At 55.7% G+C, this 21,115-nt stretch carries 15 protein-coding genes; 8 read left to right on the forward strand and 7 right to left on the reverse strand.

The genetic code is table 11. The features are described 5' to 3' along the window. Positions 1-49: 49 nt before the first annotated feature. From A3850_RS14395 to miaA, 4 genes are read left to right on the forward strand one after another with little or no spacing between them, the layout of a single operon-like run. On the forward strand, positions 50-652 hold the full coding sequence (locus A3850_RS14395; protein WP_068217877.1) for an aminodeoxychorismate/anthranilate synthase component II: 603 nt from the start codon (positions 50-52) through the stop codon (positions 650-652). A gap of 26 nt (positions 653-678) precedes the next feature. Further along, entirely contained in the window at positions 679-1,884 is a 1,206-nt protein-coding gene (gene trpB / locus A3850_RS14400) for a tryptophan synthase subunit beta (RefSeq protein ID WP_068217879.1), read from the forward strand. Beyond that, entirely contained in the window at positions 1,881-2,663 is a 783-nt protein-coding gene (trpA, locus tag A3850_RS14405; protein ID WP_068217882.1) for a tryptophan synthase subunit alpha, read from the forward strand. Before trpB ends, trpA begins: the two co-directional genes overlap by 4 nt. Beyond that, positions 2,663-3,556 (forward strand): tRNA (adenosine(37)-N6)-dimethylallyltransferase MiaA, encoded by an 894-nt coding sequence (miaA, locus tag A3850_RS14410; protein WP_068217886.1) that lies wholly within the window; start codon positions 2,663-2,665, stop codon positions 3,554-3,556. Before trpA ends, miaA begins: the two co-directional genes overlap by 1 nt. A gap of 7 nt (positions 3,557-3,563) precedes the next feature. Here miaA and A3850_RS14415 read toward each other — a convergent pair whose 3' ends face one another. The 5 genes from A3850_RS14415 to A3850_RS14435 all read right to left on the reverse strand — a co-directional run bounded on the left by A3850_RS14415 (position 3,564) and on the right by A3850_RS14435 (position 10,097). Beyond that, positions 3,564-4,772, reverse strand: a complete 1,209-nt coding sequence (locus tag A3850_RS14415; RefSeq protein WP_068217889.1) for an NAD(P)-dependent oxidoreductase — start codon at positions 4,770-4,772, stop codon at positions 3,564-3,566. A 147-nt stretch (positions 4,773-4,919) separates the two neighbouring features. Beyond that, positions 4,920-5,666 (reverse strand): phosphatase PAP2 family protein, encoded by a 747-nt coding sequence (locus tag A3850_RS14420; RefSeq protein ID WP_068217892.1) that lies wholly within the window; start codon positions 5,664-5,666, stop codon positions 4,920-4,922. Positions 5,667-5,792: 126 nt separating this feature from the next. Continuing rightward, positions 5,793-7,475 (reverse strand): LptF/LptG family permease, encoded by a 1,683-nt coding sequence (locus A3850_RS14425; protein ID WP_197494064.1) that lies wholly within the window; start codon positions 7,473-7,475, stop codon positions 5,793-5,795. 172 nt (positions 7,476-7,647) lie between these two features. Continuing rightward, positions 7,648-7,968, reverse strand: a complete 321-nt coding sequence (locus A3850_RS14430; RefSeq protein ID WP_068217898.1) for a hypothetical protein — start codon at positions 7,966-7,968, stop codon at positions 7,648-7,650. 74 nt (positions 7,969-8,042) lie between these two features. Continuing rightward, entirely contained in the window at positions 8,043-10,097 is a 2,055-nt protein-coding gene (locus tag A3850_RS14435) for a S9 family peptidase (RefSeq protein WP_068219817.1), read from the reverse strand. Positions 10,098-10,297: 200 nt separating this feature from the next. Between A3850_RS14435 and A3850_RS14440 the strand changes: the two genes are divergently transcribed. The 3 genes from A3850_RS14440 (at position 10,298) to A3850_RS14450 (ending at position 14,217) form a co-directional block, all read left to right on the forward strand. Further along, the gene (locus tag A3850_RS14440) at positions 10,298-11,455 is read left to right on the forward strand and encodes a cytochrome c biogenesis protein (RefSeq protein ID WP_231915329.1); all 1,158 of its coding nucleotides are present in this window, start codon (positions 10,298-10,300) and stop codon (positions 11,453-11,455) included. A 66-nt stretch (positions 11,456-11,521) separates the two neighbouring features. Then, positions 11,522-12,823: an ATP-binding protein gene (locus A3850_RS14445; protein ID WP_157501231.1), complete on the forward strand. Its 1,302-nt coding sequence runs from the start codon at positions 11,522-11,524 to the stop codon at positions 12,821-12,823. A gap of 140 nt (positions 12,824-12,963) precedes the next feature. After that, the gene (locus A3850_RS14450) at positions 12,964-14,217 is read left to right on the forward strand and encodes a lipopolysaccharide assembly protein LapB (RefSeq protein ID WP_068217907.1); all 1,254 of its coding nucleotides are present in this window, start codon (positions 12,964-12,966) and stop codon (positions 14,215-14,217) included. Positions 14,218-14,711: 494 nt separating this feature from the next. On the opposite strand, the gene A3850_RS14455 is transcribed toward A3850_RS14450, so the two are convergent. Both A3850_RS14455 and A3850_RS14460 read right to left on the reverse strand, forming a co-directional pair. After that, positions 14,712-15,212, reverse strand: coding sequence for an AAA family ATPase (locus A3850_RS14455; RefSeq protein ID WP_068217910.1), 501 nt, complete (start codon positions 15,210-15,212; stop codon positions 14,712-14,714). Between the two features lie 21 nt (positions 15,213-15,233). Then, positions 15,234-16,199, reverse strand: a complete 966-nt coding sequence (locus A3850_RS14460) for an SPFH domain-containing protein (RefSeq protein WP_068217913.1) — start codon at positions 16,197-16,199, stop codon at positions 15,234-15,236. A gap of 512 nt (positions 16,200-16,711) precedes the next feature. Between A3850_RS14460 and A3850_RS14465 the strand changes: the two genes are divergently transcribed. Further along, positions 16,712-21,064, forward strand: a complete 4,353-nt coding sequence (locus tag A3850_RS14465; protein ID WP_068217916.1) for a LamG-like jellyroll fold domain-containing protein — start codon at positions 16,712-16,714, stop codon at positions 21,062-21,064. Positions 21,065-21,115 lie beyond the last annotated feature (51 nt).

Below are 21,115 nucleotides of genomic sequence, written 5' to 3' on the forward strand. Positions count from 1 at the left end.
ATATTCAATAGATGGCACATTTGTTTTACTCATCCAAAATTTTCTCATTTTGAAAATACTTGTTCTTGATAATTACGACTCGTTTGTCTACAACCTCGTCCAGTACATCGAGGAAGAGGTAGGGGAGTCCATCGATGTCTTTAGAAACGATGAGATTGATCTTGATGAAATAGCGAAGTATGATCTCATCGTACTTTCTCCAGGGCCTGGAATTCCGGAGGAAGCCGGCATCATGCCCAACCTGATCAAAAACTACGCTGCTGAAAAAGTCATCTTTGGTGTTTGCCTCGGCCATCAGGCGATTGGAGAAGCCTTTGGCGGTGAGCTCGTGAATTTGGACCAGGTGTACCACGGTATTGAAACCACCATGGAACGCTCGACTGATGACGACGTGATCTTTGCGGAAATTCCAAAAGCCTTCAACGCCGGCCGTTACCACAGCTGGGTGATTGATCCGCAAACGATGCCCGCCGAATTGGTGCAAACTGCCACCGGCGAATTTGGCGGCGTGATGGCCCTCCAGCACCGTGAGTATCCAATATTCGGCGTGCAGTTTCACCCCGAGAGCATTATGACGGAACACGGACGGGTGATGATCAAAAATCTCATCAACTTTACCAAAAGCAGAATGGCTTCGCTCATCAAAGCTTAGTAGTAAGTGCAAGTAAATAAACTACCATGACAAAGAGACCCCACATCGACGTTGACGAGCGCGGCTACTACGGTCGGTTCGGTGGCGCCTACATCCCAGAGATGTTGCACCCCAACATTGAAGAGCTGCGTAAAACCTACCGCGAAATGACGGCGGACCCCGCCTTCAAGCAGGAATTTGACGACTTGCTCAAGGACTACGTCGGGCGGCCAAGTCCACTCTATTTTGCCAAGCGTATGAGTGAGCACTTTGGCACACAGATCTACCTGAAAAGGGAAGACCTTAACCACACCGGCGCCCACAAGATCAACAATACCATCGGGCAAATTCTTGTTGCCCAGCGCCTCGGTAAGAAGCGCATCATCGCCGAAACCGGTGCGGGGCAACACGGCGTTGCCACGGCTACGGTATGTGCCCTCGTCGGTCTCCAGTGCATCGTATACATGGGAGAGGTCGACATCGCCCGCCAGGCACCTAACGTTGCCCGCATGCGGATGCTCGGTGCGGAAGTTCGCCCTGCCATGAGTGGTTCCCGGACCCTCAAGGATGCCACAAATGAGGCCATTCGCGACTGGATCAACAACCCGGAGGATACCCACTACATCATCGGCTCCGTGGTTGGTCCGCATCCGTATCCGGATATGGTAGCGCGTTTCCAATCCGTCATCTCCGAAGAGATGAAATGGCAGCTTCAAGAAAAGCTGGGCCGCGATTATCCGGATGCCGTTGTCGCCTGCGTTGGGGGCGGGAGCAACGCCGCCGGCGCATTCTACCACTACCTCAACGACGACCGGGTGCGCCTCGTCTCCGTGGAAGCGGCTGGCCTTGGTGTTCACTCCGGTGAAAGCGCGGCTACCTCCGTCCTCGGCACGGAAGGGATCATTCACGGATCACGCACCCTGCTCATGCAGACGGACGATGGCCAAATCGTGGAACCCTACAGCATCTCCGCAGGCCTGGATTATCCCGGCATCGGGCCGCTCCACGCGTTCCTGATTGACAGCAAACGGGCGGAAGCCATTGCGGTTACCGACGAAGATGCGCTCGCCGCCGCTCTGTTCTGTTCCCGTACCGAAGGCATCATCCCCGCCCTTGAAACGGCCCACGCTTTCGCTGCTCTGGATCAGATGGAGTATGGCCCGGACGACGTCATCGTGGTTTGCCTCAGTGGTCGCGGGGATAAGGACCTCGCCGCCTTTTCTACTTACCTCGATCAAAGCGATGCCCAATGAATCGACTCACAAAACTCTTTCAGGAGAAATCCAGCAACCTGCTAAACGTCTACTTCACGGCTGGCTACCCAAAATTGAATGATACCGTCGAGATCATCACCAGTTTGGCTGATGCGGGGGCAGATCTCATCGAAGTCGGGGTCCCGTACTCCGACCCGATGGCCGACGGCGAGACTATTCAGAAGAGTAGCATGCAAGCGCTGAATAACGGCCTTACGCTGGACATACTTTTCCAGCAACTCAAAGAAGCCCGCGCCAAAACGCAGGTCCCAATGGTCTTGATGGGCTACTTCAACCAAGTGATGCAATACGGAATGGAGCGCTTCGCCAAAGCCGCCAAGGAAGCTGGTGCGGATGGACTGATTTTACCCGATCTACCCGTATTCGAGTACGAACAAGAATTCCGGCCCATCGCGGAGAAGTATGATCTCCAGGTGACCTTTCTCATCACGCCTCAGACTACGGAGGAGCGTATTCAGCAAATCGGTGCGCTTTCCACGGGCTTCATCTACGTGGTATCGAGCAGCAGCATCACCGGTAAGGCAGGAGAGATTACGGAGGAGCAGAAAGCCTATTTCGCGCGTATTGCCGCGCTCGATCTACCTCAACCGAAACTCATCGGCTTTGGAATTAGTGACGCCAAATCATTCCGGACCGCCTGTGAATACGCGAACGGTGCCATCATCGGAAGTGCCTTCATTCGTGCGCTTGCGGGGCAGGAAGACGTCGCCACAGCAACGGAACGCTTCGTCCACGGCATTCTGGAACCCGTTGCTTAGTGGACCAACGCACCAAGCTAATCGTCGTTGGTGGGCCCACCGCTAGTGGGAAGACCAGGCTCGCCATCGAACTCGCTCAGCATTACGGGACGGAGATCATCAGCGGTGATAGTCGGCAGTTCTACCGGGAGATGTCCATCGGTAACGCGCGGCCGAATGCATCAGAATTAGCGGCTGCGCCCCATCATTTTATCGCGGACCGAAGCGTCACGGAGCCACTCGCTGCCGGCCGGTTCGCCGCCGAAGCGCTCGAACTGTACCAACAAAAGTTTACTACCGTCAGTCACCTCATCCTCGTGGGGGGCAGTGGTTTATTTCTCCGCGCGTTTGCCGAAGGCCTGGACGAATTTCCTGCAGTGACCAATGCGGCGCGGTCGCAGGTGCAAAGCTGGTGGGATGGGGGAGGCCTCGAAGAATTGTTGACCCACCTGAATACGCTGGATCCGAACTACGCGAAGGTAGTTGACCGCCAAAATCAGCGACGGGTACAAAGGGCGCTCGAAGTAAGTGTGACGGCGGGTCTACCTTACTCCTCCTTCCTGGGGAAGCGCCCACAGCGGCCCTTCCAACCCATCTACCTGACGACAGATCTTCTCCGACCGGAGCTGTACGACCGGATCAACCGCCGCGTAGATCTGATGCTGGAGGCTGGACTACAGGAGGAGGTTAAGTCCCTCAGTAAATACCGCCAACTAGCTTCCCTGCAAACCGTCGGCTACCGGGAGTGGTGGCCCTACTTTGCTGGGGAGTATGATCTAGAGCGAACGGTTGAACTCATCAAACAGAACAGCCGCCGCTACGCTAAGCGACAGGTGACCTGGTTCAAGAAAGATAACCTCTACGCACCTGTGCAAAATCTGGCGGAGGCCGTTCGTATTATTGACAAAACTTAACGAAGGTCTATTCGCCTCCCTTGCTGTAGCTTTCGAGGTACCCGTACTTCGGTCCTAGCTCTCCACCGACGGTGATGCTGGCGCGATCCAGAATGTCGGATTGGTCCTTTTCAAACTCAGGCAGGATCTTCTTGATGAAGGTAGCCCCGAAGGCTGCACTGGCATCGCGCGGCAATTCGCTGGGCAGGTTATCGATGGACATGACGTCGATGCAATCATCCCGGTAGGCATCCGTAGCCTTACCGGTTTGGGGATCATAACCGAAAACCGGCTCCGCAATCGTGGAAGCATACAACGTTGAGGGAACCGATGCTGCCGGCGCAATGTCACAGGTGACGTCACCGATCACTTTGATACGGAAATCATCACCTTTCATTTCCTCTTTGGTGAAGAAGGCCGGAGCCTTACCATCCCAGAAAATGCCGTTCACGAATACATCCGACATGGCGGCAAAGGGGGCAAATTTACTGATGAATGCTTCCCCGTCAGCGTAGAACTCCTGCTTGGTGAAGTCTTCGCCGTTGGGTAAAGCTGCGTAGTCTTTTACTTTCAGCTGAGTAAACACAGATTTGCCTTTTCCGTCCAGATAGTCCTCGGGAGTCACCTTTTCGAATCCTATGTCGGTGAGTACCTGAGCCGCACCTTTTCCAACTCTTCCGGTACCGGTGAGTACGACCCGTATAGGCGGTAATTCCAGTTTAGCGTAGGCTTCCTTAGCGGCTTCGTAATCAAACAGGTCTTTGAGGCGGGGGAGGAAGAAGGCTCCGGTCCGGTTGCCGTAGGTCCAAATAGCGTTGTGGGCGCCCACCATGCCAGCCCAGTAGCCAAAGGCGATCAGGCGCCGCCCTCGGTCATCAGTAAGGTATTCGTAATCGATCATCCGGATGCCTTTATCCAAGAGGGCCCGCATCAGCTTCTGGTTATACGGTTGCTCTTTAGCGACGTGGGCGAAAAAGCAGTAGGTCTTCCCCGGAATGAGTTGATCGATCGGTACTTCCTTTACGCCTAGTAGCAACTCCCGGTCATTGATGTCCTCAACGATGGGGACGCCCAAATCCGCGTATTCACTGTCTTTGAAGACGCGCCCTTCGCTGGGTTGCACTACGATGTCGATACCCCGACTTTTTAGTTCCGCTACCTGTTCGGGAGTTAACGGCACCCGGCTATCTGGTGGGACTTTTCCTTCTCGGATTACGGCGATGGTAGGGTAGGGCATTGTTAGTCTTTTTACTGCCGCCAAAGGTAATTGCTTTGGGACAAGGATGCCTTTTCCATTTATGATTGTTGGAGAGACTTTAGACGTTGGATTTTAGATTTTAGACAGCGCCGTCTGAGCTTTAAAATCTAACTTAATAAGGTCTCATTACGGGACGGGCACCTGCCCTTGCACCGGCGGGAGCTTTCGAAACCTATCCGCCCAACCAATGTCAAGCAGTGTGTACCTGCTTGAGAGGCGGTCTTGAAGGTAATAGACGGAGATGGCTACGAGCAGGCCCAGGACGGCTCCAGCGGTCACGTCTCGCAAGAAATGATAGAGCAGGTACATTCGGCTGAAGCCTACCATGACCGCGATGGCTAGACAGACCAAAGACACGCTCAATTTGCCGCGGCGGGCGTTGAAGGCGAGAAATCCATACAGCGCAAAAGCGGAGGCGGTATGCCCGCTGGGGAAGCTGCTGAAGGCGTCCCAACTGCGCCATTCTTCTTCGAAGTGGTTCAGGCCGTGCCAGACCTCCTCGTAATTATCGAAGAACCAACGCATGGGGCGGGCCTGGCCGAAGTATAGTTTCGCTAAGCCCGCCAGGATGCCGGCGACCGCGCCACTCACCACGGAAAAGATCGCCTTCCGGTAGCTGAAGGCACTTACAATCAGAACGACGGCAACGTAAGCGACAGGCTCGGCGAAGTGAGTCCCAACCTTAAAAAAGACATCGTAAGCAGGGCGGCGTAGCTGATTGATGGCAATTAGGGCATCCCCCTGGTTGGAAGTGAACAACAAGTAAGAGTTACCCAGCACCAGCAGAAGCGCCACCACCAGAAAAGGCCAGTTTTGCTTAGCAAACTGACTGGGCCAGCGTTCCGTCCGGACTTGGGGTTTGGGGGCGATCATCGGGTCGCAATATCGGGCTTCCGTGAGCATTCCCCTGCAACAACCTCCCCGTGTTGTTCCCTGTCCGTCACTTCAGGTATCCTACTAAGTATCCGCTACCGTCCACCGTTTGGTAATTACCCTTTGTTACTTGCTCACTTCCTCGGCACCTGCGGCAGCGCCCTCATCTTTCTTACCGAAAATCCGCTTGAAGAAGTTTTTGATGGGTGCCAAGGCAGCATCTGTGTCCACCAACTTGGCGTCCTTCATGGCGCGGGAGGTGATGTAGAGGCTGACCGGAAAGAGGATGATGCAGGGGAGCCACCCGGCCAAAGCGGCATCTACCACGAAGCTTTCCGCGAGTTTGCGACAAAAGATCGTGAGGATGATGAAAATGACGAAGAAGATGATGCTGACGAGAATCGGATAACCGAACCCTCCTTTTCGAACAATGGCACCCATGGGTGCGCCAATGAAAATGAAGATGATGCAGACCAGGGCCATGCTGTACTTCATGTGCATGTCGTAGATGTACTTGACCCGCGTTTCGTAGATGCTGGGCAAAATCCGCTGGACCGAACTGGCCTGACTGACAACGGACCGCATGGCGGAGCGGCTACGATTGTAGATGCGCGAACGCGATTCCCACTTCACCGAATCCACCAGGCGCTCAATGCCGGGCCAATCTTTGGAGGCTACCACCAGTACGTTGAGGCGGGCTTTGGCCAATCGAGCCGAATCCTTCTCGACCTCCGTTTGGGTGACGACTTCCATGTTCTCCTGGTCGGCCAGTTCCTCCGTTACCGTCCGCTGCGCTTGGGCATTAAGGGCAGCGTTGGCGATGGAATCAGCCCGCGCTTTGCTGCTCTTCACGGATTCTGGTGCCGTCCCCTCCAAGGTTTTATCGACGAACTTCGGCGCATCCTTTTCTCGGTAGACCACCGTATCCCGCCGGAGTTGCGGTAGATAGCTGACGGTATGGTTGCTGATGGTCTGCTTACGCACTTTGATGTCTGTATCGATAGAGTCAACCCCTGCCTGCAGCTGCCAGGTCGCCAGCATGGACCGGTTGGTCGCAAACAATGATGGGTCCGTTTCATTGAGGGCGAACTCACTGAGGTCGAACACTTTGCGGTATTCATCGAAGTAGGTACGGACGTAGGGAAGGGATTTCCGGGCCTTGCCGGTCGGCCGCCGTTCGGAATACTGCACACCGGAATCGAGCCGCATGATCATCTCCTGGCCGTCGTCGGTGGTAAACATTTCTCCGGTCTCCGCGGTGATCTGAGCGAGTTCACCGGTTGCTGCTTTGGTGTGGTCGTAGATGAGGACATCGGCAATATCGCGGCCATTCGTGTTGCGCTCACCGAGGCGGATGGCGAATTGGCTGAAGTCGGTATTGAACAAGCCGGCCTCCATATTGAGCGTGGGCTTCTTCTGGTTGATGTCGTACATCCGGGCCCCAAATTGCAAATTGGCGGCGGGGATGACGTAATCCGATACCGCAAAGCTGGCCCCGGCGGCGAGGACGCCGAAAACGATCAGCGGTGCCATGATCCGCAGCAAGCTGGTGCCCGCACTCTTGATGCTGGACAACTCATAGTGCTCGGCCATCCCACCCAGCACCATCACGGAAGAGATCAGTAAACCTAATGGCAGCGCCAACGGGACGAGCCCGACGCACTTATAGGATAGCAACTCCATTACTGTAAAGAAACTCAGCCCCTTACCGGCGATCCGCTCCAGGTACTGCCAGAGCGCCTGCATGATGAGGACGAACATGGCAATGGCAAAGGTCACCAGGAAGGGACCAATGAATTGCCGCGTCATGAGTTTATCGAGTTTCTTCAATGCTTGGAGCAGTCAGTAATTGGTAGACGCCGCGCGGACGAATTTAGTCGCCGCCACCAGTCTTAAAACTTTCTTAATTGTGGGATAATGGAAAGCCCGCCGTCACGGTTGTAACGGCGGGCCAAAGGTAGATTAGTTTCAGGCGTTTCGATCAAGCTTTGCTCAGATCATCTTTAATCGCGTTGTACTCCGCCCGGGTCGGTACTTGTTCGGTTTCCTTCAAGGTAGAAACCGCGTTGCGCGCCTCGGTGGGCGACATTTCTTCGGTTCGATGCCCATCCATGCCCTCCCGAGCGATATTGTAATTGGAATCATTGACAACGTGGCTGCGGGGATCGTGCTGGGCAGCAGCGCGCTCGGCCTGTTCGCGTTTTACCTTTAGGTAGTAGAGAACCATGCCGAGTAGAATTACGGCAATTCCAAGTAGGTAGGGCCAGTCAGCGGCCAGGTTGGTATCGTAGAGGAGGTACATGCACTCGTAGTTTAGTCACTACTAAAACCCATACGCTAAACCCCATGTTTGCTTTTGTCCGCGTCAGCATCGTGTTAGCCCGCTAAACCAGCTTGATTTAGCACCCAAGCGTAGTCCCGCGCCACTTCTTTGATGGCGTCGAAACGGCCTGAGGCGCCGCCGTGGCCCGCTTCCATGTTGGTGTTCATCACGAGTTCGTTATCGTTGGTGCGAAGTTCGCGGATCTTGGCGATCCACTTAGCGGGCTCCCAGTATTGGACCTGGCTGTCGTGCAGACCAGTCGTGATCAGTAGGTTGGGGTAGTCCTGAGCTTTGACCTGGTCGTAGGGGCTGTAACTGAGCATGTATTCGTAATACTCCTTTTCATTGGGGTTACCCCACTCATCGTATTCCCCCGTGGTAAGGGGGATGCTGTCATCGAGCATGGTCGTCACCACGTCCACGAAGGGGACCTGGGCGACTACGCCGGCCCAGAGATCGGGGCGCTGGTTGATGATGGCGCCCATCAGCAAACCACCGGCGCTGCCACCCATGGCGAAGAGATTTTCCCTGCGGGTGTAGTTGTTGGCAATCAGCCATTCCCCGGCGTCGATGAAGTCATTGAAGGTGTTCTTTTTCTTGAGGAGCTTGCCGTCTTCGTACCAGTGGCGGCCCATTTCTTCGCCGCCGCGGATGTGGGCGATCACGAAGATGAAGCCGCGGTCCAGCAGCGAAAGTCGGGTGGAGGAGAAGTAGGGGTCCATACTGTGGCCGTAGCTACCGTAGGCGTAGAGTAGGAGGGGGGCTTCCCCGTTTAGTTCGGTGCCCTTTTTGTAGACGATGCTTAGCGGCACCTGGGTTCCGTCCCGACTTTCGGAGAAGCGGCGTTCGCCTACGTAATTGTCCGGGCTGAAGGTGCCCAGAACCGGTTGCTGCTTAAGTAAGACTTGCTCGCGCGTCTCCAGGTCGTAATCATACGTCGAGGCCGGCGTAGTCATCGATTGGTAGCCGTAGCGCAGGGTAGTAGAGTCAAAATCCGGGTTCTTTCCGGTGTAGGCCATGTAGGCCTCGTCGTTAAAGGCGAGGTAGTAGCTGTCATCCAGCTGGACGGATTTGTCCTCCGCTAAGGGGACGACGCGCAGTTGGGTCAGCCCATTCGTACGTTCGGTCAGGACGAGGTAGTTGCGGAACAATTCTACGCCCTCCAGTAAGGTATCATCGCGGGTGGGGATGACGGTTTGCCAGTTCTCTTTTTCCGTATGGTCTTCACCGACGACCATCAGTTGAAAGTTTTTAGCGTTGAGATTGGTCAGCACGTAGAAGCGGTCTTCGATGTGGGCGATGCCGTACTCCAGGTTGCGTTCCCGGGCTTGAAACATCCTCGGCTCCGCTAGTGGCTTATCCGCCGGAATGAGTTGGTACTCGTTACTCACCGTCTGCGCGCTACCGATAATGATGTACTTGCGGCTTTTGCCCCGGTAGACGAAGGCGCGAAAGGTCTCATCTTTTTCTTCGAAGATCACCACGTCGTCCTGCGGCGCCTGGCCAATTTCGTGGCGCATGATCTTGTAGGGGCGCAGGGCTTCGTCCTTGATGGAGTAGAAAAGGTACTTGCCATCCGCACTCCAAACACCGCCGCCGGTCGTGTTGGGGATGACGTCGGGCAGGTAGTGACCGGTTTCCAAATCCTTAATCCGAATGGTGTAGATCCGCCGGCTAATTGTGTCCTCACCGTAAGCCAGGTAGCGGTTATCGTCGCTGATGGACATCCCGCCGACGTTGTAGAAGTCGTGTGGTTCTGCGAGTTCGTTGACGTCCAACAATACACTTACGTCCTTCTCGTCAACTTTCCGCCGGGTGTAGATAGGATACTGATCCTCAGTGTTATATTTGACTTGGTATTCGTAACCGCGCGAAGTGTAGGGGACGGATTCGTCGTCCTTTTTGATGCGACTCTTGATCTCTTCGAACAGGTCTTCTTCGAAGGACTTGTAGCCTTTCGTCCGCTCTTCAAACCAGGCGTTCTCGGCATTGAGGTAGTCGATCACTTCGCTGTCTTCGCGTTGGTTGAGCCAGTAGTAGTTGTCAATTCGGTCGTGGCCGTGGGCGGAGAGGGTTTTGGGTTGTTTTTTGGCTTGGGGAGCGTTCATTGGTGCTTTGGTACTTTGGTACTTTGGTGCGTTGGTATCCAAAGCACTAAAGCACCAAAGCACCAGGAGGGTTGAGTTAACTTTATAGTTCCAACTACAGGATTAGCAGAATTTCGTCAAAAAGAATCCCAATCCCCTTCCCCTTCACCCGGCACCTGCGTCAGCGCCCACGGGGCGATTATCTTTACCACATGGAGAGAATGATGCGCCAAAATTGGTGGAAAATCCTGGGCGTGCTGCTCGTCGTATACGGAATCGTGTTCGGGATGCTCGTGCCGCTTAAACCCAACTTAGTGAGCGTTTCGCCACGCAGTGCTACACCGGGAGAATCCGTGACGCTAGAGGTGATCGGTTATAACACCTCATTCTTGGGCGCTGCTCCCGATTCTGGGCGGGACGAGTTGGGCGCTCGCGCAGGTGCAAAGGCATGGGTTCGGGCGGGCGATGGCCTGGCGATCTCCGCTTCCGAAGTAAAGATCAAGGACGACCGAAGGGCTACCCTTAGGTTTGATATTCCGTCGTACCTCCCGGATGCGGAGCTGGAAGCCGGAGAAGCCAAGACCTACCCCCTCATCCTGTCGACGCCGAACGACGGTTCGTTCGTGGATGCCGTCGGTATCACCATTCGCCAAGCAAATACACCTCCCGATACAGAAACGGCTAATGCCGGATGGACCGGGGGTATAGCGAAAGGAGACCTGTATACAAGCGACAAAATGACCTTCCCGTACCGCGGCTTACTGGGGGAGACGATTCGGAACACCTACTTCCACGTGAGCCTGTGGTTTGCGATGATGTTCGTTTTTATCGCGGCTTGTACGTACGCCGTAAAGTATTTGCGCAGAAGCCGTGGGCAACACATTACTGAGACATCGATCGTCAGCTACCGCGATCGTGCAGACTTTTGGTCCGTCGCCTTCACCAGCGTAGGAATGCTTTTCGGCATTCTTGGCCTGCTGACCGGCGCGCTGTGGGCCAAGTACACCTGGGGCAGTTTCTGGAGTTGGGACATCAAGCAATTCACGACCCTGATCGCGCTGTTGATTTACGCGGGCTATTTCGCCCTGAGGGCCGCCATTCAAGATCCGGAACAACGAGCCCGTTTGAGCGCTAGCTACAACATCTTCGCTTTCGCGGCCTTGATTCCTCTGATCTACATCATTCCGCGGATCTCAGGTAATTCTTTGCACCCCGGTGCCGCCGGTAACCCAGCGTTGGGTGGTGAGGACCTGGATAACACCATGCGGATGATCTTTTACCCGATCATTATTGGCTGGACGCTGATGGGTTTTTGGATGGCTGGGATCAAGTATAGATTGACGGTAGCTCAAGAGAAACTCGATTTACGGCATTCTTGATCTTAGGGAATCAGTCTTCACTAATTGCGTGAAACAGTTAGCGCATCACCTATACGCACCATGAGCATGGGTAACAATATTGACAATCTGCGGCAGGCACTGGCCGCTTCCCCTGATAATGAGTACATCCGCCGGCTGCTGATTGAGGCGTTGCGGGAAGAGGGCGGACACCACGCCGAACTGGACAAGGAGTTAAACCACCTGATCCGCAAGGAACCTTTCGCGATGGACCTGAAGGAGTACCTCATTGAGAGCTACTTCGCGCAGGAGAAGTATTCCACCTGCCTCATCATTTTTGAAGAGGTGGACGACCCGGTATTGCTTTCCCCCGCCGTACGCGTCCTCATCGCCAAAGCTTACCTGAAGGATGGTGATCAAACCCGGGCCGGAGAAGTCTACCGCAATGCCGTAGATGACGACGATGAGGTAGCCGACGACGAACTCGACGGCCTCTTCCGCCTGGGCCGCGACATCGACTTCACCCTGGAAGCTTTCGAGGATGACAGCCGCCTGATGGAGAAGCCCGACACCAGTTTCACTGACGTTGGTGGAATGGAACAGGTGAAGCGAGAGATCGACCTGAAGATCATCCAACCCCTGAAGCACGCGGACTTGTACAAGAGCTATGGCAAGAAGGTGGGTGGCGGGATCCTGCTTTACGGCCCACCCGGTTGTGGAAAGACCTTCATCGCCCGGGCCACCGCCGGACAGATCGATGCTAACTTCATCAGCGTTGGTCTAAACGACGTACTCGATATGTGGATCGGCAATTCCGAGAAGCAACTCGCCGAATACTTTGACCTGGCGCGCCGGAAAGCACCCTGCGTCCTGTTCTTCGACGAAGTGGATGCCCTCGGGGCGAAGCGTTCCGATATGCGGCAATCCGCCGGTCGCAACCTCATCAACCAGTTCCTGGCCGAGCTGGATGGCATCGAGGCGAATAACGATGGTCTCCTCATCATTGGCGCCACGAACGTCCCCTGGCACCTGGACAGCGCCTTCCGCCGTCCGGGCCGCTTTGACCGCATTATTTTCGTCCCGCCGCCGGACGAGCAGGGTAGGGAGGCCATCCTGAAACTGAAGTTGGAGGGCAAGCCGCTGGGTAAGGTTGACTACACCAAGGTTGCCCGCGCCACGAAGGATTTCTCTGGCGCCGATCTGAATGCGGTGATTGATATCGCCGTGGAAACGATCCTGGAAAAGGCGATCCAAACAGGCGTACCAGAACCGATCCAAACCAAACATTTGCTGGACGCCGCGAAGCGCCACCGCCCTTCGACTACAGAGTGGTTTACGACGGCACGGAATTACGCTACCTTCGCGAATAAGGGAGGTTTGTACGATGATATTTTGAAGCATTTGAAGTAGGAGAGGAATAGTGGACATAGGTGCATCCAAGTATACCTACCAAGTCTCCTAGCCCTCTCCCCCGGCCCCTCTCCAGAGGAGAGGGGAGACGTCGTGAGGCGTCCATTTAGGATAGTCCATCCTTTTAACAGTAGAAATACATGTCACCCGAAGCCCTTCAACAAAGACTCGACTTCTTTCTTCAACAGGACCGGCTGCCGGAAGCCCGGGATTTGTTGGAGACCTACCTGGCTACCAGCCCCGATGATGGCTACGCGCTAATCATGTACACCAAGGTCTTACTGAGCACCGGGGACAAGGAAAAAGCCCGAGAGATCATGGGGCCATTGTTGGCGGAAAACCCCGACAATACCGTCGTTCTTTACCTCGCCGCCGAGGTGGAATTGGCGGAGGATAAGTACGCCGTCGCCGAGCAGTACGCCCGGGCTATTCTGGACCAGGATGCACGGGATGCGGATGCCTTTACGATGCTGGCGCGTATCCGCCTCAACCAGCGGAATTACGACGGGGCGATCAAGTACGCGGATGAGGCGCTCGCCATCGAGCCAGAAGATACGCAGGCGCTGAACTTGCGCATTATGGCGGCGAGTATCCTCGGTCGGGAGGACGTCGCCATCACCGTCGAAGATGCGCTGCACCTCGACCCCGAGAACCCATCCACCATTGCCGGCCACGCCTATTCTTTGCTCACGGCGGGGAAGTATAAGGAGGCACTAGAGCGGGCCCGGTACGCCCTTAGTCTGAATCCGCAAAACGACATGGCGCGGTACGTGATGCTGGAGGGATTGAAGGCACGGAACCCCATCTACCGTGGGTACTTCGCCTACCAGATGGCGATGAGTCGGCTGTCTGGTGGGGCGTCCTACGGAATTTCGATTGGTTTGTACCTCGCCGTCCGCTACCTCAGCCGGCTGGCGGGGGACCGGCCGGACCTGGCGCCGTTCCTTTACCCAATCGTATACCTATGCGTAGGGCTGTTTCTGTTATCCTGGATCATCGGCCCGCTGATGAACTTCTACCTACTAACCAATAAGTACGGCCGACTGCTGTTGGACGACGATGACAAGTTGATGGCCAAACTGGTCGGTGGGTCACTGGCCGTGAGCATCTTTTGTGCGGTTGCCTATTCTTTCACGGGGGTGGAACAATTACTCCTTGGTGCATTTCTTGGGGTGGGAATGATGATCCCGTTTGGCTCATTTCTCAATCCCGTGCGGGAACGGCAAAAGACGATTACCTCACTGGCTACGGCTGCGATTGGTTTGGTGGGCTTGGCGGGGGTGGCCCTACTGAATTCGACCTTGCTTTTGCTGGCGGGGGTTGGTTTGCTGGGGTACCAGTTTTTGATCAACGCGATGATGGCTAAGGAGGCGGGGCGGACGTTTGGAGATTAGATTTTGCTTAGCAGTACTACGTGCAAGCAGGAGTCCGAAAGGTCGATGAGGCCCGTGGCGGGGTTTCGCAGGAGAGGTAGAGCATAAGAGAACGGGAGTTGACTCTTGTGTTCACTGCCTTTTGCAAATGGCGTTTCGCAGGAGCTGGAGAGGATGGGGAGGCCTGCGGCGCTGCACGACTGCCCGCCCCGAAGGGCCGGCCTGCGTAGCGATGGCACACCGTTAGGTGGCCCATTCTACTTTACGCGGCGGGTTACAGGTTGGAGAGGCCTGCGGCGCTTGTTTCGCAGGAGTAGGGGAGGTTGGAGAGTTGGGGAGGCCTGCGGCGCTGCACGACTGCCCGTCCCGAAGGGCCGGCCTGCGTAGCGATGGCACACCGTCAGGTGGCCCATTCTACTTTATGCGACCCCGGTAGGGGTCACCATGATAGCCCGGGATCAGAGAGGCGAAGCCTCGAAAGATCCCGGGTTTTCGTTAAGATCCCCGGATTTTCGTTATTTCCCCACCCCCCGCAAAACCCCACCAAGCCGATCCTCCCCCGCAACCACCCGATAGCTCAATCCAAAATCCTCCAAAACCGCCACGTACCGATCAAAAATAGCCTGCCGGTCCGCCGGATCGGAGTGTTCGCGGAGTGGGTCAGGGGCCCACGGTAAGTCGGGTGCGCAAAGGAAAATATGATCGTAGTCCATCTTGGCGACTGCCTGGGTGATCAAAGGATGTGCTGCACCATACTTCACCTGCGACCACACGTACAGCACCAGCGCGCCCGTATCACAAACCAGGGGAGACCGGCCCGAAAGTTCAGCCGCTCGTTCGAGGTTTTGCTGGCCGCGGAGGATGGCAACCAGGTCCTCCCGCTCGTATTCGCCGTTGCGCTCCGCCAAGTATTCGCGGGCGAACTCCGGGACGTAGGTACCAGAAAGCGCAATGGCAAGCCGACGCGCTAACGTTGACTTGCCACTGCTTTCCGGCCCGGTGATGAGGATCTTCATCTGTTTTGGGACGAGTACTCCTTAGCGTTGAAGTTTGATCTTCTCCTTGTTTTTGGCCGCCTTGAGGGCGTCGGAGCTGGACTTCATTTCTTCACCCATTTGCTGGCTGGCGATAAAGCTGGCCGTCATTTGGCTGAGCATGTCGGAGCCTGCGGTGGGGGCATTCGGTAGCATGATGAGGTTGGAGTTTACGTTCTCGCCCATACTCTGTAGGGTGTCGTAGTGCTGGGTGACGACGATCAACGCCGAGGCTTCCTGGCTGTTGATGCCTACGGAGTTAAGGATGTCTACGGATTCTTCCAGACCCTTCGCGATCTCGCGGCGCTGGTCGGCGATACCCTGGCCCTGGAGGCGCTTGGATTCGGCTTCGGCCTTGGCCTTGGCGACGATCCGGATGCGCTCGGATTCCCCTTCGTACTCGGCGGCGAGTTTTTCTCGTTCGGCAGCGTTGATCCGGTTCATGGCGGATTTTACCGTGGCGTCAGGGTCGATGTCGGTAACGAGGGCACGGACAATGTTGTAACCATAATTCTGCATGGCGTCCTGCAATTCGCCCTTGATGGCGTTGGCGATGTCATCCTTCCGGACGAATACATCATCAAGGATCATTTTAGGAACTTCGGCCCGGACGACGTCGAAGATGTAGGAGTTGATCTGCTCGTCGGGGCGGTCCAATTTGTAAAAGGCATCGTAGACACTGTCGCGGCCGACTACGTACTGCACACTCACCTTGAGCTTGACGAATACGTTGTCCTTCGTCTTCGTCTCTACGTTTACGTCGAGCTGCTTGACCTTGAGGCTCATGCGGCCGGCCACCTTATCGATGAAGGGGATCTTGAAGTGAAAGCCAGGCCCCCGAATGGAGGTGAAGCGCCCCAGCCGTTCCAGGATGACCATGGATTGCTGCTTGACGGTGAAAAAGCTACCCGTCACCACCAAGAAACCGATGAAGAGGGCGAGAATAAGTAAGATGGGTAAATCTGGCATGTGCGTGGACTTGTATTTGCACTAAGGTAATGACTGGTGGGCTAAATCGTTCGCCACTAGCCAGGCTCATTTTCTGTTGTCAGATTGGTCCGTAAATACTTGGGTGGACTCCCTTTGTTTTGGCGTCCAATCAGTTGGTGGGGTAGGGCTCCACCCTTTTCCCGGCACCTGCGGCAGCGCCCTGCTCCCAGAATGCAAAACGTGGAATGGATACAAGAGTCGGATAGATCGGCAAAATCCAAGAGCCTGCTGGGGAGCATAAAATATGGTGGTACGCAATACCAAAAGACGGATGGAAAAGTCTGTTCAAGTGTTGTTTAAAAGCTACAAAGCGTGGCACCGCGTACCGACCATGATTGTAAGTCGTAACAATATAATGCTTACACCTGTAAATACATTCCGAAAAGAGGTAAAAAGATGAGAATCAACGGAGAACCCATGATTTCGCCTGTATAACAATGCTTACATTTGTTTTGTATTGTGCTTATAGTATTCCTGTTTAAACTCCTCTCATGACTTACGCAACAAACCTGCTCGCTAGCGGGCGCCCAGCGCGTACGCTATTTTCTCTCCTCCTCGTCGTTGCCGCCAGCCTCGTGGCTAGTGCTCAAACGGGTCTTCCGCCGTGGCACTTTACGGACCTCACGACGACTCCGGCACCGAGCGCTGATATGCCGGATTACGCTAAGCCGCTCTACGAAGCGACGGTCAACGTTGATGCCGTCATGGAACTCCACGCGGCGCACTACGGGCAGCGCGACGTTCACGAATGGCACGAGGATTTGGAGCGTAATCCCTACGCCAAATACTACCTGCAGTGGATGGAGGGCGCTAAGCCTTTTATTGACGATAACGGAATCGTCCGGCGCTACACCACGGAAGAACTGATCGCCTACCGGCAAAAGCAATTGGTACGCAACGCCGCAAAGGAAAGTGCAAACACGCAATTGAAATCCAACGGCAATTGGACGCTGGCTGGACCCACCATGACCATTTGGCGCGCCGAACACCGCCCCGACGAACAGGTGGCGCCCTGGCAATCCAACATCTACGCCATGGCCGTTTCGCCGCTGGACCAGAGCAAGCTAATCGCCGGCTGCGAAACCGGAGAAGTATTCCTGAGTACCGATAAGGGGCTCAACTGGGAGGCCGTCAACACTTTCAACTTCGCAAATGCCCTTAACGTATTTGCTTTCAATCCACTGAACGACGACGAAGTCCTGGTCGGCACGAAGACCGACATCATGCGGTCGACGGATTTCGGTACAACCTGGACGGTGCAGCGCACCACGGCTGGCCTCTCCTGCAATACCATTCACTTTGCGGACGACGCTTCCTTCGTTGTGGCCGGTAGTGGTCAGGGCATCCTCCGCAGTACCGACAACGGCGTGACCTGGGCCCAAACCCACCCCGGAGAGGTGATGGACCTCGCCATTAAGCCGGACGATAACGACGTGGTTTACGCTTTAATTCGGGAAGGCAGCCCACGAGTGACCAACTTCTACAAATCTGAAGACGGCGGTCTGACCTTCACGCTTTCAATGTCCGGATGGGGCACTTACCTCGACCACAGTGGGGGCCGCATGGACGTAACGCCCGCCGACGCTAACGTTATCTACGCGGGGATTCTGACCGACCCCGTAAGCAAAACGCCATTCGTAATGAAGAGTACCGATGCGGGGGCGACCTGGACGGAAATAGCCGAAGGCCGGACTCCGGAACTCAATCTCACCAATGGCCAGGGATACTATGACCTGGACATCATGGTCAGCGACAACGACGCTGATGAGGTGATCTTCGCTACCACCACCGCATTGAAGTCAGTCGATGGCGGTGTTAACTGGACCTACGTGGGCGGTTACAACGGGCCATTTGACATTCACCCCGACATCCAGGAAATGATCTCCATCGGCGACGATACATGGATCACCACGGATGGCGGCATCAACTATTCCACTGACTTTTTCACCGACGTGGCCAACTGGGAACCGCGGATCGATGGCCTCAGTGGCGTCCACTTTTGGGGATTCGACCAGGGCTGGAACGAGGATTACATGATCGGCGGTCGGTACCATAATGGCAATACTGCGCTACACGAAAACTACCCACCACAACTCAGCTTGCGGATGGGCGGCGCCGAAAGCGCGACCGGCCACGCCTGGCACGGCAAGGAGCGGTACGCGATTTTCGACGATATTGCCAACACCATCATTCCCGATGATCACACTCAGGAGGCGGAAGGCACCTTCACCTTCACGAAGGATAACCCGAATGACCCCCGCTACGGTGCTTACTACAGCAACCTGCTCGTGGACCGGGAGGACTACAACGTTCACTACATTGGGGAGGACAACTTCATCTACCGTTCCGAAGACGGGGGCATCACCTGGGAGAGCCTTAATGATTTTGGCCAGACTGTCTGGGCCTTCGACATCAGCCGCGCCGACCCCGATTATTTCTACCTCGTTGCGAACAACAGCTTGTGGCGATCGACCGACCGCGGCGTATCATGGACGGGTATGACCACTCCTCCCGGCATCCCCAGCAACCGTATCCGCGGCATGCGCATTGCCGCCAGTGGCACGGACGCCGACGAACTCTGGGTGATGGACGAACACGCCCAGGGCTCCTTTGGCAACAACAATCGCGACCGGGTTTGGTACAGTAACGACGGCGGCAGTAGCTGGACGAGTTGGCATACGCCCACCCTTGAAGGCCGCCGGTACCAAGCTTTCACCCACCATGTTGGTTCCAACGGCGGCGTTTACATCGGCAGCGACCGGGGTGGCGCGGCCGGCACTTTCCCCGCCAAGGTTTACTACCGCGATAAGGACATGACCGACTGGGTAGACTGCTCCGCCAACTTACCCGCAAGTGCTCGCCCACAAAAAATGTTGCCCTTCTACCGCGACAACAAAATTCGTTACGCCAGTGATATGGGCATCTGGGAAATGCCGTTGGTGCAGCAGGATTGGGCGCCGATCGCTCAGCCTTTCGTTGAGGGTAAGGAGGTCCAGTGTACTTCCGATCCGGTCAATTTTGATAGTTACTCCGTAGCCCTCGCCGAAGCTACCTACGAATGGGATCTTGGCGGCGGCACCGTAGCCGAAGGGGCACTCAACGAAAGAGAGGTATCGGCGCTCTTCCCCACACCCGGTAAGTATACAGTTACCTTAACCGTTACTCAAGGCGGGCAGTCTGATTCAAAGTCTATCGAAGTCAACGTCGGAGATGCCTGTCAGCCCGATGAGCTACCCGGCAATTCGGCTTACGTCAGCGCGGCCCGGAATGATCATATCGCTACGGTTAGAGCCTTGGAGGTCGACGAAACCAACAATTTCACGGTATCCATGTGGATCAAGCCCGACGGTGTACAGGGGTACTTCAAAACGATCATGGCCGGCGGCGATTCCGGTTTCAAGTTGAATTATCACTTCTCCAACGAGACGCTCGGCTTCCACTATCCGGGTGCCAGCCACTGGCAGTTCAACAGTCGTTTGGCGATCGTGCCCGATGAATGGAACCACGTTGCCATCACGGTTGACGACACCAAGTTCACGCTTTACGTCAATGGCGTCCCGAGCGTCCGCAATTGGACGGTGCCGGAAATTGACTTTAGCGGTAGCTACACCTTTGGTTACGATCGGTCGTTCGGCTCCCGTAATTTTAAAGGCGAATTCGACGAGATCGTCATGCTATCCCGTACCATGAGCAAGGACGAGATTCGGGAGCTTATGCACCTCACGCGCATCCCCGAAGATGACCCCGACTACCTCGCCTACTACCAATTCAACCACGATGATGGTTTGATCCTGAACCGGGCCGGAGGCGTCCACGCTCGCCTCAACGGAGCGGCCGCGCGGATGACGTCGGATTGCCCGGTCGGCCCCGGCGTCAGTCAGCGCCAGGACGTACTTGCCGCGGGCGCTCAGGCGTTTGGTGAGACGGGTCTCACCCTCGACTTCGCGGCGGGAACGGTGCCCGACGGCGAGCTGTGTGTCACCCGAATTGATCTCCAACCGGATGTCCTTCCCGTCTCCGAAAATCTTGCGGAGAGTTACTGGGTCGTCCACAACTACGGTGCAAACGAAACCTTTACGGAACTCGCGGGAATGACTTTTGAAGGCGTCCCCGTAACCGATGAAATGTCAGCCAAACCGGAGGCCATCGAGCTCTTCAAGCGCAGCAGCGAAGCTCACGGCGCTACCTGGGATGACGCAGTAGCAACAGCTACTTCCGCTACGGCCGGCGATGCGGGCACCGTCGTTTTCGGAGCGGGCAATGGTCAAACTTCCTTCAGCCAGTTCATCATCGGCACCAGCCAGTTGCTTCCCGTTGAATTGATGCGCTTCGACGCTACCGTAGAGGGCCGCAAAGCAGTTCGGCTTTACTGGGCGTCCAGTTCCGAGGAAGGCTTCGACCGCTACGAGATCGAACGCAGTGATAACGGCAACACCTTCGAATACCTGGGCGCTGTCGCAGGTGCCGGGGAAGTGGGGCAAGCAGCCCGGTACCAATTCCTGGACGAAAGCCCGAACCGCGGCCGCCAGTACTACCGCCTAAAAATGGTGGACGCCGACGGTACGTTCGAATACTCCGACGTCCGCAGCGTACTGCTGAATGGTTTTGCGGGGCCGGTGACCGTGTATCCGAATCCCGCTACGAGTGGTGAGACCCTTAACGTCCTGCTCAGAGAATCGGGTAACTACGAATTTGAAATCTTCAACGCTACCGGCGAGCGGGTAGGGGAGCACCGCATTTCTAGCGACGCGCAAATCCCATTGCCCCAGCTACCGGCGGGTGCCTACACCTGGCGCATCCGCGGTGAAGGGCTGATTACCCAGGGCCGGGTGATCATCGAATAAAGACGATAGGCTAACACGGACTTATAAAATAGGGGAGGCTTTCAACGGGAG

Source organism: Lewinella sp. 4G2 (assembly GCF_001625015.1).
Classification (GTDB): Bacteria; Bacteroidota; Bacteroidia; order Chitinophagales; family Saprospiraceae; genus Neolewinella.